The organism is Levilactobacillus acidifarinae DSM 19394 = JCM 15949 (genome assembly GCF_001434835.1).
GTDB classification, from domain to species: domain Bacteria; phylum Bacillota; class Bacilli; order Lactobacillales; family Lactobacillaceae; genus Levilactobacillus; species Levilactobacillus acidifarinae.
The window spans coordinates 1-14,349 of the sequence record NZ_AZDV01000002.1; the positions used below are offsets into that span (position 1 = coordinate 1).

The 14,349-nt window shown below is 51.3% G+C and carries 8 protein-coding genes; 3 read left to right on the forward strand and 5 right to left on the reverse strand.

Annotated elements, in window-relative coordinates:
- Nucleotides 1-539, reverse strand: a 539-nt coding sequence (locus FD25_RS00445; RefSeq protein ID WP_235807906.1) for an MSCRAMM family adhesin SdrC, incomplete at its 3' end; no start/stop codon positions are given.
- A gap of 124 nt (nt 540-663) precedes the next feature.
- Between FD25_RS00445 and FD25_RS00450 the strand changes: the two genes are divergently transcribed.
- Nucleotides 664-1,476, forward strand: a complete 813-nt coding sequence (locus FD25_RS00450) for a DUF5776 domain-containing protein (protein ID WP_057800629.1) — start codon at nt 664-666, stop codon at nt 1,474-1,476.
- Between the two features lie 163 nt (nt 1,477-1,639).
- Nucleotides 1,640-1,984 (forward strand): hypothetical protein, encoded by a 345-nt coding sequence (locus FD25_RS00455; protein WP_146999945.1) that lies wholly within the window; start codon nt 1,640-1,642, stop codon nt 1,982-1,984.
- Between the two features lie 84 nt (nt 1,985-2,068).
- On the opposite strand, the gene FD25_RS00460 is transcribed toward FD25_RS00455, so the two are convergent.
- From FD25_RS00460 to FD25_RS00475, 4 genes are all read right to left on the reverse strand, one after another.
- The gene (locus tag FD25_RS00460; RefSeq protein WP_057800631.1) at nt 2,069-3,025 is read right to left on the reverse strand and encodes a Dyp-type peroxidase; all 957 of its coding nucleotides are present in this window, start codon (nt 3,023-3,025) and stop codon (nt 2,069-2,071) included.
- A gap of 111 nt (nt 3,026-3,136) precedes the next feature.
- Complete coding sequence (locus tag FD25_RS00465) at nt 3,137-3,505, reverse strand: winged helix-turn-helix transcriptional regulator (RefSeq protein WP_057733722.1); 369 nt, start codon at nt 3,503-3,505, stop codon at nt 3,137-3,139.
- Between the two features lie 44 nt (nt 3,506-3,549).
- Nucleotides 3,550-4,200 (reverse strand): TetR/AcrR family transcriptional regulator, encoded by a 651-nt coding sequence (locus FD25_RS00470; protein WP_057800632.1) that lies wholly within the window; start codon nt 4,198-4,200, stop codon nt 3,550-3,552.
- A 104-nt stretch (nt 4,201-4,304) separates the two neighbouring features.
- Nucleotides 4,305-4,577 carry a hypothetical protein gene (locus FD25_RS00475; RefSeq protein WP_057800633.1) on the reverse strand — a complete coding sequence of 91 codons (273 nt, stop codon included), beginning with the start codon at nt 4,575-4,577 and terminating at the stop codon, nt 4,305-4,307.
- 414 nt (nt 4,578-4,991) lie between these two features.
- On the opposite strand from FD25_RS00475, the gene FD25_RS00480 reads away from it, so the two are divergent.
- Nucleotides 4,992-14,225 carry a DUF5776 domain-containing protein gene (locus tag FD25_RS00480; RefSeq protein WP_083484031.1) on the forward strand — a complete coding sequence of 3,078 codons (9,234 nt, stop codon included), beginning with the start codon at nt 4,992-4,994 and terminating at the stop codon, nt 14,223-14,225.
- Nucleotides 14,226-14,349: the final 124 nt, after the last annotated feature.

Below are 14,349 nucleotides of genomic sequence, written 5' to 3' on the forward strand. Positions count from 1 at the left end.
AGTGAGTCGTTGTCCGTTTCGGAAAGCGAATCGACCTCAACGAGTGAATCGATATCATTGAGCACTTCGACGAGCCAGTCGTTATCCGTTTCGGAAAGCGAATCGGCCTCAACGAGTGAATCGATATCGTTGAGTACGTCGACTTCGACGAGCCAGTCGCTATCCGTTTCGGAAAGCGAATCAACCTCAACGAGTGAATCGATATCGTTGAGTACGTCGATTTCGACGAGCCAGTCGTTGTCCGTTTCGGAAAGCAAATCGATTTCGACGAGTGAGTCGTTATCCGTTTCGGAAAGTGAATCGACCTCAACAAGTGAATCGATATCGTTGAGCACGTCGACTTCGACGAGCCAGTCGTTATCCGTTTTGGAAAGTGCATCGGTTACAACAAGTGAATCGATATCGTTAAGCACGTCGACTTCGACGAGCCAGTCGTTATCTGTTTTGGAAAGTGAATCGACTTCGACGAGTGAGTCGTTATCCGTTTCAGAAAGTGAATCAGCCTCAACGAGTGAATCGTTATCGTTAAGTACATTCACTTCGACTAGTCAGTCATTGTCTCAAAGCCAGAGATCACAATCAGAATCAATCTCACGTAGCTTATCAATTTCACAAAGTGTTGCGACTTCGCAAAGTATAAGTCAATCAGCACAAAGCGAAGCTATGTCGACTTCTAAATCAGTCAGTCAAAGTTTGGTCACATCGACGAGTCAGTCGAAAGTCTTGTCCGAAAGTCTAGAAGAAGGCAGTGCCCTAGCGCGGCCAACCCACTTCAAACGGTTCAGCGTTTCCGCGGCGAAAAAGCTGGGTCTGTATCGTAAGCCGACCTTTACCAAGCAAAATCGGCTCAAGTTTTACGCGAAACAACCACGTTCGCGGCAACCTCAATTTGTCGTCATCGGGGTCGCCCACTCGATTCATGGTGTCTTGCGTTACCACGTTCGGGACGTGAACCGACACTCAAAGACTTACGGGATGACGGGGTACATTACCGCGCGAAGTAACTTTTTGAAGCGGACCTACCATACGAAAGTGGATCGGCTCAAGATCGTGACGGTGTTGAATCCACGGGGAATCGACAGTTACCGCACCGCCAAGTTGAAGGGTAAGGTCACCCATTACAAGCAAGGGCAACAACTGAAGGTTAAGCGCATCGTTAAGCACAACCTGACGACGCGTTACCAGCTGACTAACGGACGCTACATCACGACTAATAAACAATTTGTTTATGCCGGGCGCTTGAAGTATCCGAAACGCATGACCGTCACGTACGGGGCCAACCTGTACCGCGACGTGAACTTCCACGCCAAAGCGGGGCACCATTACACGCGGTCACAAACCATTCGGGTCTTCGGTTGGGACTACAGTAATCATGGCACACTCCGTTACCGAGTTTCTGGCGGATACGTCACCGCAAACCACCGGTACGTCGATGCTACACAGCAGCATCTTTTAGCGGGAGAACACCTGTTGTAATCAGGCGATAAAAAATGGCCACTCAGGGTTATCTGAGTGACCATTTTCCTATCCAAACGACCTAAATTGGGGGAGCTTAATTCGGGTGAATATAATTTTAGTTATAAAAGATGTGCTAGACTGAAGATGAAATCTGGACGAGGTAGATTAACGGAGGCGGTCAATGATGAACGGGTTAACCCCAGAACAACAAGCAGCTCTGCGTGATGACAAACCACAGTCTCGTCGGTTAGGTGAGACGTGGGTGGCCGCCGCTCTCGCCGCAGTAGACGATTTAATTGACCGGGGAACGGTCAATTCGGAAACGGTCGATGGTGATTCCCTGAAGGGAGAAATCATCAAATCGATTGATTGTCAGGAAGTGGCCGCCATGCAAGCTAAGGGGACGATTCCCGCCGAGTCTAAATTATCAGCGGCTAGTCACATGAAGGCGGTCTCCTCGTCAGTACGGGCTACCGCCACGATTAAGCACGCGGTCGTGACGATTAACCGTAATTCCCTCTCGTAAGGTTACTAAACTAATAATAACTAATCAAAATAGCGATCACTGTCAATTAAAGCAGTGATCGCTATTTGGTTACAGAATTAGCAATTAATGGAACTCGTCGTCGGCCATCTTAGCCAGTAAATCGCGGGCCGGTACGAAGAAGGCTTGACCGGATAACAATTTGGAGAAGGACAACAAGTAGTCGCCCTTTTCTACCATGTTAGTCAGCATGCCCTTAGTAACTTTCCAGTGCCGGGCGTAACCGATAAAGTAGGTCCCGGTATTGCCACCAGCCGGATTGGAATAAGGCACGTTCATCCGCACAATCTTTTGTTCGACACCATCTTCAGTGAACTTAGAAGCCACGTTGTGGGCGTTCTTGAATTTGTCGGCGTCGTCGAGTTCGTAGTCACTGAACTTTTCGCGACCCACGGCCTTTTCTTGCTCTTCGGTCTTCAAGTGGTTCCAGACGGGCATGTCGTGTTGCCACTTCTGAGCAAAGGCGTAGGAGCCGTTTTCAAAAGTAGGATCTTCGTCGCCGACTAAGGCGTAATCGGCCGCATCTTCAATGGCTGGTGCTTCGGTACCGTCGATAAAACCAATGATGGCCCGGCCTTCGAAGTAACGGAAGCCTTGAGTTTCGTCAACCACGGTCGTCACGTCTTCGAGCACGCGCCGGAATTGAGTTTGGGCTTCATAAACCACGGCGTTATCGCTGGCCCGAATGTGTAAGAACAAGTCCCCTTCGGAAGCGGGCATCTCGTACTTGGGACCCTTCAGCGTCGTAAAGGTTTCCAATTCAGCCGGTTTTGGAGCATCCGGGAAGAGGTAGTCCCAAGCGGCGTTACTGATCCCGATAGAAACCTTGAGTTGGGACCCAGTTTCGGGCTTGGCATCACGAATCTTCAAGGAACGCACGATGGCCTGTGAGCGGTCAGCGAATTCTTGAAAGACTTCGCGTTCGTGTTGTGGAGCTTGACGCTTGAACTTTAAAACGGTGAATTGAACGTGTTCCCCGGCATCTTTCCAGACATCTTGAGCACGGCGTGGATCGATTGACATGTTAAATCCCTCCAGTTTTTTAGCTGATTTTAGCGTACAAAAGCGCTGAGAGATAGTCAACTGATAAGGTGCCGACTCGCAAAATTAATTAATCATTCGATAAACGGTTAATTAATTCGGCACATTTTCCCGGTCTAAGATCTGAACGTCTTCACCGTTAGCTTGCCGACGTTCAACGTTGTCTTCACCCCATAAGCAGAGCTCGTGAAGAATTTGAACCAGGGTTTCACCATAAGGGGATAACGCGTATTCGACCTTAGGCGGAACTTGTTTGAAGACCTGACGGGTGATAATCCCGTCGTGTTCCAGTTCGCGTAATTGTTGGGTGAGCATTTTTTGGGAAATTTGGGGAATTGCCCGGGAGAGCTCGCCGGTGCGCATGGTTTGGTGCCGTAAGTGACATAAAATGACCGGTTTCCACTTACCACCGATCACGTCGATAGTGGCTTCAACCCCAATATGGTAGGTTTTTTCGGGCATAGGAACCCCTCCTTGATTAAGTTACTTCTTAGTATAGCACGGGGTTAAACGCTGAGAACTTTCTCCAATTCCATCACTAGATAGTGGGCTTGTTCATCGTCGTCCCAAGGGCGGTCGGGAAACAGAATGTAGCGATCGATGACGTAGCCCCCAATGATCGACATGATGTGCCGAAAAACGATGGGGAAGGGCCACGTAACCATGAGTCCCCGTTGTTGGAAATCTTGAATGACGGTGCGAAAAGTGTCGACGAAGGTGGCGGGGGCCCCAGCGAGAAATTCTTGCCGTAACGTTTCGTTATAGAGCAACTCGCTGAAGAAGACCTTAATGGCATCTTGGTTTTCATCGGCAAAGGCCATTCGGTTACGGACAAAGAATTCTAAAAAATCGTGCAAATTGGTCATGGGTTGCTTTAAGGTTTCTTGTTTGAGTTCCTCTAAGACGTTGGGAATAATTTGGTGGATGATTGGTTCTAAGGCGATACGCAAGATATTGGCTTTAGATTTGAAGTGTTTGAACATCGTGCCTTCGGATTGATGGGCGGCCACGGCGATCTGGTGCGTGCTGGTGTTGGCGTAACCTTGTTTGGCGAAAAGCTGGATACTGGTGATGAGAACATCTTTTTGTTTTTGGGTGAGGTCCTTAGTGGCGTTGACCGCCGCGGGAAACTCAGCAAGAATTTTTTTATTGGGCATGGGACATTTCTCCTAACTAAATCTTAGGTCTATTTTAGCTGAAAATAAGCAAAACGGGTAACGTCTTGTCAGGCGTTACCCGTTTTAGCGTGAGGGGGTTGAGCTTAGTGCTGTTGAGCGATGTGGCCACCCTGACGATAGCCCAAGTAGAACTGGCAAATCGCGAGAATGACGTTGACCCAGTTGACCGTCAAGAACCAACCGGACAGTGCGGCCACGCTGGCGGCACCGTAGAAGGCCCAAAATCCCCAGACGATGGCGATGACGTTAATCCAAGCAAACCACTTCATGAGAGCTTGATTATGCGTCGCAAAACAGGTCCAAATTCCGTTAACAATCAACCAAATAGCTAGAATCCAAAAACTGGTGGTAAACATAATAAGATCTCCCTTCATTTTGTCGAGCGAGTAATCACTCGCCCTTAAGAACAACTTCATAATAACACCAAATTGGAAAAAGGCAAGAGGAATTTTTAAACTTATTTCGTGATTGGAAGAGTAGTGACTGCGTTTTGACTATTTAGTTTAGGTGATGGACTAATTTGACGAGCAATGAAAAGTGATTGGTAAAAAAGCGGCATAAAATTTATGAGACGTAATATTTATAAATTTATTTTATCCATAATAGATCTTATTACAGGATGATAAACAGTTATGCAGAGGAATCCACGTGATATAAATGCTTTTATATCAGCGTTTATAGATTTTGTTATACAGCGCTAACCGTCCCATCTCGCGGGGAACATGGTATTATCGGTATGAGTAAGGGAGACTGGAGAAGGAGCGACAGAGATGAATGGTTTAACCCCCAAGCGAAAGTCGGCGTTATTTCAAAGTAATTGTAAAACTCATTTTAAGATGTATAAAGCAGGAAGACGGTGGCTAGTCGCGGGTATTTCACTTTTGAGCGGTCTTTTAGGGGGGAGCACCTTGGTGGGAACGACCGCTAAAGCCCAAACCCCAGCTCCTGGCACGGGGAAAACGGTCGAGGTCGACCAGATCACGGCCACCCAGACGTCGACAACGATTCCGGCCACGTCACAGAGCGCTGCTTTACCTAGTGCTAGTGTGAGCCAATCGTTGGAAGGGTCGCAAAGTTTAGCGACATCCCGGGAGACTAAGACGTCTGCGACCGCGACTGAAGGCACGATAGCAACGGTGACGTCAACGACTAGCCAGGCAAGTCCCGCAGTCGCCCCGGCGACCACTTCGGTTACGGACAAGTCGAGCCAAGCGACAACGTCCGTGACGGCCCAGCTTCGTGGCGCTGCCACGGCGGTGAGCGCGCCTGCGGCCTACGCTCTACCGTTTGAAACCATCGATCAGAACCGTGGGGAAGTCAACCAAACATCGTACAATAAAGGAACGCAGGCCGCTCGGGACCAGATTGACGGCATTGTCAATAAGTTCGATTCAACCGGGGCGAACAGTATTACCCACCTTGTCGGGAATTTGGGATTTGTTGGGGCGATTTCCAATCAAATAACCGCTAATATCCAGCGAATCTCGAACTTGATTGACCTCTATTATCAGGGAAAAAACTTCCAGTATGACGATGCTTACGGGACGCCCGTCTGGTATAACGGTGAGGCGACAACGCCGCAAACGGCGCACCTGATTTACCACGATTTTAACTTGGGGTATGCTGATTACTTGCGGGCATTTACCCGGGGGATCAGTGAATGGGCGGCGGGAATCAAGGCTAAGGCCCTATCAAGTGATCCCCACGTGGCGGACGGCCTGATCAACTATGGTAATTATGACGGTAGCCAGTTGACCGGGGGCGGACTTTTAGGAACGGCGAGCACAACGATCAATGTCGGCCTATCTTGGGCCCAGGGAATCTGGAAAACGCCCAACTACGCGAACAACATCCTGTCGTACCAAAACAGCAATAATCTGGCCGCCGAAAGTGTCAGCAAGACGGCTACGGCGATTAACTATTACATTTCCATTGTGGCCCCGGTCGTCATCAACGGAATTGCCCATCAGGCCTTGGCGGACGTCCGGGCGATTGGGGGGCACATTGGGGATCAAGACTATGCGCCGGCTAAACTCAGTGATGCGGTGAACCTCAACGGTAATATGACCAAATTTTTAAAGGGAATTGGGCTAAGCGACGTTTTAGGAACGACCATTGTGCAAAACGTTTACGAAGCGATTCGGGCCAACGCCCAGAACGCGATTGAGCGTAACTGGACGATTGGGGCGAATAAGGCCCTCAAAAATTTTTGGAACGATACGAAACCGGTTGATTCAGAATCAAGTTATAAGGATATTCAGGGCTATAATGAAGAAAATCCAGAAGCTATTTTAAATACGACTTCATCGGTTAAATTGTCTCGAATTGCGGAGGCAGCTGGGTACGCGTGGTACCAGAAGATCGTTTCCAAGGTCATTCGCCAGGCGGGATACGATGCCCAAAATAATCAGGCGCAGCGACCAATTGACGATGTCATGACCAATATCGCTCAATTGTTCAATGGGTCTAATGATCCGATTTCGACAGACCTGCTCAATCAGATATTGCAGGGCGGCCAACACGTTTATCCCAAAACGAATACTCCTTATGTGCGTAAAAGTACGGGAGTTAGGGCGGTTCTGACTAACATTTACCAGGCGGCCTACAAGTCAATTCAGGGAGTCCTAAGGGATTATCAGGCCAACCCGCAGGCGACCGATGCGGACATCGAGCGGAACCAACAGCGTTATCAATACACTAGTTTGGCGGACGGGACGCAACAACCCGTAAATAATTACAGCATCATCTACAAGTTCTTACGCCAACTGAATTCACCATATGGCGGTATGATGCTGGCCGATAAACAGGTTCTAACGGAAAAAACGGGATCATCAAAAATTATTGATGATGAGCAGATAGGACGTAAAGCTTATGATTTTTTTTATGACACGGTTGTTAATATCTTGTCCGGGAATCCTAAGGGACAGCAGTCAGACCTGAATTTCTTAAATGTGAGAACGGACTATTTCGTCAATGATGCTCTATTGCAAAAACTCGCAACTAGTCAATATCGGACGGCCTATCAAAAGGAGTTAGGTTTAGCCAATCAGATGTTTAACGCGGGCATGGCGTTTGCCCAGCAACACTATCAAAATTCGGCTACGGGGTTTATCCCGCAGGCTGAAGACGCCGGGGTGGACGCGAACAACAATAGCGCACGGGGGGATCAAAGTGTTAAGCGTTATGCCAATTTGAGTGCCCCTTACCAGGGAGACTTACACTCCGGTGACCTTTTCAAGGCCGGTTATACGGCCATGTTGGCGCCCGTGATCGTCAAGCTGGAAGCGGCTAACTCAGCGGATCGAACGGCCTTTAAGACCACTAGCTTCACGGGTCAAACGTTAAAGGGGCAGGATGTGTCCTTAGAAGCGCCGGAACCGAAAGCCGGCTGGATTGCTACCCCCCCAACCCAAATCCAAACGCTCAAAGCGGGACAAACCACGGTTACGTTTCAATACAAACGGGCAACGACCCTTGAGCAGAGTGGGTTGGCTGAGCAACAAGTCACGTTTAACGGAAAGGACGCTCAAACTCTGCTGAAGGGCACCCGGTTCACGCCGCATTGGTCGGACCAGACGACCGGCCAGACCATCACCATCGCACCATCGTGGTTAACGGTTGACAATAACGGGACGCGGACGGGCGATTTTACCTATCATTTGAATAAGGTGGGGGCCCAGCAGGTCTATCAACAATTGCAAACGCAGCTGACGGCGACCGCGCCCAAGTACGCCTTACCGGATGTCGGGGAGTTAACGCAGATACTGGGCACCTTACACGTGGCGGCGACTAGTGACAGTCGATTATTGCCACAGCTAAAGACGAAGCCGGCGGTAACCGTGGTGGGACGGCCACTGGACGTACAAGACCTAGTCGTAACGGCCACCGATTCCCAAGGCCAACCCATTGAACTTAGCCACGTGACGATGGGCCCCGTTGATTGGCAGCAAGCCGGCCAGCAGGTCGTTCAACTCACGTTACAAGCCCCGACTAGTCAGCAAAGCGTGACGGCAACGACCACGGTCGAGGTAGTCACCCCAGAACAGTCGCTCACCGCCACGACCTCTACGACGGATCAACAGGGAAGTATTAGTCAATTAGAGTCGGGGGAGAATTCGGTTAGCGATTTGGCCGTTTCGGCCATGAGTCAGTTAGCGAACGTTTCGACCAGTGAAGTGACCCTAAGTCAGCAGTCGTTGTCGGATGACCGGCAACTGACCTCATTGACGGACCAAGCGACCAGTTTATCCAGTCGGGTCTCACAAGACCAGAGCCTACTAGGATCGCGCACGTCGGCTGTTGAGTCACGCACGGCGGCCGGGCAAACTAGCCTGGTTTCACAAGCATTGCAGTCGACGAGTGACAATCCAGTAGTTGATTCCGCCACGGTGTCGCAGGTTTCTTTGAGCGAGGCCAGTCTGAGTAGCTGGTCACAAGCGGTGCAGGCCGCACAAAAATCCGCGCAGGATCAGCTAACCACGGAACGTTCACAGTCGAAGGCCCTTGCAGAAACCAGCCAACGATCGCGTAGTCGGGCAGCTCAAAGCCTAGCTGATAGCTCAACTTCAACCAGCCGTTGGGCGTCTCAGATTGCTTCGGAAATGAGTGCGGGAACGTCTGCACGGACGAGTTTGGTGGCGCAAGAAGCCTCCGAAAAATCTGCCTTAGCTTCATTAACGTTGACCCAGGCTAACGATCAGTCGACCGCCGATAACGTGGCCAGTGCTTTAGCAGTGACTTCAGATGCTTCGCTCAGCCTTGCCCAAGAGCCGCAACCCGACCCGCACCTGACAACCGAAATTAGTCAATCGTTAAGTGATTTGGTGACGGCGAGTCAGTCCATCAGCACTCAAGAACAACAATTAATACGGGATAGTCAGCAGCAGGCCCAGGTTTCCGTTGGCAATAGTCAAGCTCACCTGAAGGTTTCGCTCTCTCAAGGATCACTGATTAATGCCAGTCAATCCGCCGCGATTGCTAGTATCAGTGATCATAGTCTAGCCTTAGCTAGTCAGGAACAAGCCGCGGAGCAAGCTGAGAACAGTGTGGCGATGCAATCCCGGACTGACCGACAGACGCTAGCTAGCGTTAGCACAGCCGAGCACAGTCTGAGTCAACTTTTTTGGGCGGACCATTCGGCCAGCGTTCAATCAACGATTGGCGTTTCACTGAATGATTTGTCAGTCAGTGGCCGGTCGTTAAGCGAGTTGGTTCGGTCGTTGAGTGCCCGGGATAGTCGGTTGACGTTCGTGGCGACTAGTTTAACGGCGCAAGTAACCGCAGCGTCTAACACGTTGTCACCACTTAAGGACGCGCAACGAAGTTTGAACAAACAAATAACGTCACAGACCCAATCGGGCGTCAAACAAACCAGTGCCCTAACCTCCTTAGCTGAACAAAGTCTCAGTGCGGCTACGGCGTTCGATTCAATCGTCACATCGCTGATAGAACACAGTTTAGCGTTACCCAATTTACCGGCTAAACAACGAAGCCAATTAGCGGCGCAGTTGCAGGATTTAAGCCAACAAGCGGTTGCCCGTCAGCAGCACTGGAACCTGCAAGTGACCCAGGTCGCGCAAAAATCGTTAGCCTTAGTCGCTGAGCAACAGAACTCGATTAAGCGTGTCGCGCAGCGTCAAAAGGAATTGAGTCAAAGCGTGGCACAGTTAGCCCGGCAATCGACGCAATTGAAGTCACAATCGGCATCGTTGTCGGAACTCCTTTTGCAGCCTTCCCAGGACCTTAATCTGAGTTTAGCGAACGCGAAGACTCAGTGGGTGGGTTACGGTCAAACCAGTCAGGCGCTCGTAACGCCCAATGCGAAGCAAACGGCACAGTTAACCTCGGCCGCCGCTAGTCTAAGCGAGCAATCTGTGTCGGTAATCAGTCAAAGTGTCCAAGTCGATCTGGCGCAGGGGTCGGCTGCTAGCGAGAGCCTGGCGGCACGTTCAGCGTGGTTAGCGGGACATGATAGCCTATTTTCGCAACAGGAAAGCAGTGTGAGCGCTGAAACCAGCGTGACCAAGACCCAATTAACGCAATTGGCAAACGGCCAACAAAGTCTAAAGCAACAGGCGCAAACTATCGCTAATGCCGAGCATGCTTTACAGCACGCAGTTGCAAGCGCCTCAACGCTTGGCAGTGAAATAACGTCGCAATCGGTTGCTAGTGTTAAGCAAATTGAGACGGCCCAACAACAGGTTGCGGCTCATCAGGTCGCGATGCTACAGACCGAAGCGGCGAACCAGACCACGTTAATCACGACCAGTCAAGCACTGGCCCAGCATAGTCAACAGAAGATACACGATTGGGCAGCCCAAACGGGACCACGACAAAGTTTAACCCAAACACTTAACTCGGCCGAACAGTTGTCCGTGGCCCAGACTAGCGCGCAATGGTCGCTCATTAACGTCAGTTTGAGTGACCGATCCGTGGTAGATTGGCTTCAGCAATCCACTTGGGTGGCCGTCAGTCAAAGCTTATTGGCAACTCAAACGCCGATTCAACGGCAACAATTGCATTCCGCCGAGGCGAGTCTGAGCGCCGTTTCCTTGTCGAATGCTAGCGAACGGCAACAGCTAAAGGTGCAATCGGAAAGTCTGGAAGCGGGGGTAACGCAAGCCGTCGCAACCAGTCAAAACTCTGTTGATCGCTTCAGAAATTCGCAACAGTCCCTGGCTGCCCAAGCCACGGCCGTTCAAAGTCAGTTCACTGGCATCGCCTCTCAGATGACGTCGTTACGCGTTCAAAGCCAGATTGACGCTAAGGATTATCAGCAAAAAGCCACCTCCGTTGCCCAACAAGTAGCGGAAGTTACCGCCCAACAAGCTAAATCGCAAACCAAGCTTGCCATGGCGGCGTTAGCGAGTGCGTCGACGAGCCTGGCGCTGCAATCTCTTTCCGTGACCAGTGTTAGCTTGTCTAATCAGCAATCCCTGATTTCGATGACTCAGGTCATGCAGGCGGGGCAGTCGACGCTAAACTCGACTGCTGATAGGTACCTTTCCTTACAAGAAACCAGTGCTAGCCAACAGAGCCAAGCTGATCATCGGGACTTAGAACAATCGCAAGCCCTCCAGAATGGGTACGATACCACCAAGGAGGCCTTGACCTCCGTTACCACGGACGTTCAACAGGCTAACCATAGTCTATCGGTGACCATTGAGACGGCTTTGACCAGTGCTGCGGCTAGCGTGGCGCTAGTCCAGGCCAAGCAGCAAGCCCAACACGCTGCCGACCAGCAACAAGTCGAGACCATGACCGATCAGCAACAGCTTTTAACCCACGCTGCTCAAAGTCAGCAGGCGCAAACCACCGTTGATACCCAACAGTGGGCGACCACTCACGATGCTGAGAACAGCTTAGTCACGGCCTTAAACTCGACGGCGGTTCAAGCATCAAACCAGGCGACGAGTCAGCAGTCGTTAATCGACCAAAGCCTCAGTGCACGTTCCGAATTTACCCGTAGTCAGCAGTCCGAGTGGCTGACGGTCCAGCATAGTCTCAGCCAGTTACCCGTGGTGACGGTCAGTCAGACGAGCGGGTTAACTAGCGCCCAACAATCGTTAAGCCAACAAGAACAGGGCGATTTAGCCGCCCAAGACTGGGTCATTGTGCATCAAGCTAGTTTAGCGGTGACGGCCGAACGGGACCTACTGGCGAGCCAGTCGTTAGCGACTCGACAACGCCACACCAACCAAGTGCTTAGTCAGGTCGATGCTGAGTTGGCTGACCACCTGGCCTCTGCAAATAAGCAAGTGACCATCCAAGCCGAGCAAAGTACTTCCGCCATGCAGCAGTTTCAAACTGCCGTTAAGTCGGCCGATCAGCAAGTCATCGACGTAGGCCATTTCCAACAGCAGGTTCACCAAATGCAGACGGATCATCACGTGCAATCGCTGGCGTTGACCAGTGCTGAAGCTAGTCTGAGCTTACTCTCGGTGGCTGAAACCAGTGTGAGTCTTACTCAGGATCACGCGTGGGTATCACTGACGGCTGGCAGTCAGGCGCAACAGTCCCAATACGTGCGGTCGCTAGTGTCGTTGGCATCGTTAGCCGAAGCCAGTGCGCAGGAACGGTCAATCTGGCGGCAAGCCCAATTGTCGGCACTGACCAGTGCTCAGCAAAGCTTACGGACCAGCAGTCAAGCTATGCAATCCGTGGGACAAGGGTTGAGTCAAGCCAAGGCCAGTCTATCCTTAGTTGCCAGTCAAACGATTTCGGCCGCGACTAGCCAATCCATTTCGGCACGGGTTGGTAGTGAACTGATCGTGGCGTCAACGGCCGAGGCTAGTCTCCAGCACCAAGTGTCAGTAGCGCTGCAACAACAATCGGCAGTGACTTCGTTGCAGACTAGCTTACGGGTTCAGGACAGCCGATTACAGAGTGAGGCGGCCCAGCAGTCTCACCGGGTAATGGTTAGTCTGGCGAGTCAAAGTGCCCTAGTGTCCGAGCAATTGGTGGGCCAACCACACCATTCGGGGTGGCAATCAGCGGCCACGAGCCTGAGTGACCAACTGGGAAGTATGGTTAATGAGATGTCCCAGTCGGTTCAGACGAGTCAAAGGAATCAATCGTTAAGCCAGAAGTCCACGGCACAAACGTCACAGCTGGCAGCTTCTAGGAGTCAGCTTCAAGCCGCCTTAACCAGTCAATCGCAATCGATTGTGACCTCTTTAGCGGCCAAGACAAGTCAACTAGTGACGACGGAACACAGTTTGTTGGCGTCGTTAGGAACCACGTTAAGTCAACTGAGTGAGGCTTCAACGGCTTCGGTAAGTTTACAATTAGCCCACCGTCCAGTGACCGTCGACCAACAGGCGCAGGTCACGAGTTTACTTGATCAGGCTGTCGCTGAAACGAGTACACTGATGGGCAATAGTGCGGCCCAACGGTCGTTAGCTCAACGCAGTGTTGCCGAAGCCCTGGCTAGTTTGAGTGTTCGTTCGCAGCGAGATGCTAGTTTATGGACGTCCTTAGCCACGGTCGCGCAAAGTGAGACGCAGCGGTCACAAACGTTGAACAGCGTGGCGGAACTTGTTTCTACGGCTACAGGTAGCGTGAGTGTCGCGTCACAACAAGAGCAATCGATCATGACTAGTCGGAGTGACGCTTCGTTAGTTCAGGACCAGCTCCCGACCGAAGCTGAGTCAACCACGGCGGCAACCGCCGTGACCACTTCGGATTCATGGCGGCCGGAGGAAACTGCTGCGTCGATCGAGCCACAGGTGACCGGGAAGGTGAACCAGCTTGTGACCCAATCGTCCGGGAGTAAACACCATCATTTGCTGGCTGACCATCCCCGTTTCAAACGGTTCCGGATTACCGGCGTGAAGAAGCTGGGACTGTATCTCTCGCCAGACTTTAGTCGTCGGACGCGTTTGACCTGGTACGCCCAACGCTCACGGACGCATCAACCAATGTTCGAGGTGCTGGGACACGGGATTTCGAAGCACGGGACGCTACGCTATAAAGTTCGGGATATTAATCGCCAGTCAGCGACCTACGGATTGGTCGGGTACGTAACGACGCGGTTGGCTTACGTACGCCCAACGTACTACGCTCGACTTAAACACACGTCCGTGATCACGGTTCTAAACGCTCACGGCATTAACGGGTACCGAACGGTGAAGTTTACCGGCCGGCTCCAGCATTACCGGCCGGGTCAATCCCTCCGCATCAAGCGGTGGGTTCATCACGGGCAAACGACCCGGTATCAATTGACTAATGGCCAATACGTTACGGCCAATAAGCAGTGGGTCATTCGCGGGCGAGTTCAGCGGACGCAACGGTTAGCCCTGACACACCAGGTTTTGAGAACTAATCGATTAAGTGCCGATGACCAACCGACCACGTTCACCGAGCATGTGACGGTAAGGCCCTTTAATGTTAAAACCACTGATCATCAATGGCGTCACGGTCGGCTAAAGTTGACTCAACCGGCCGCTGCCAAACTCGGCCATTTAACTAATTGGTGGGCGTTTCGATCGGACATTAGGCGTTAAAGGCAGTCCATTAACGCACGTTGCGGGTCCCTTCATTCGGAGCTATTAAAAAGGTCGTGACTTTTGTCACGGCTTTTTTGGTAGAAAAAAATGACCACCCCAAGAGGTGATCACTCGAAATAGC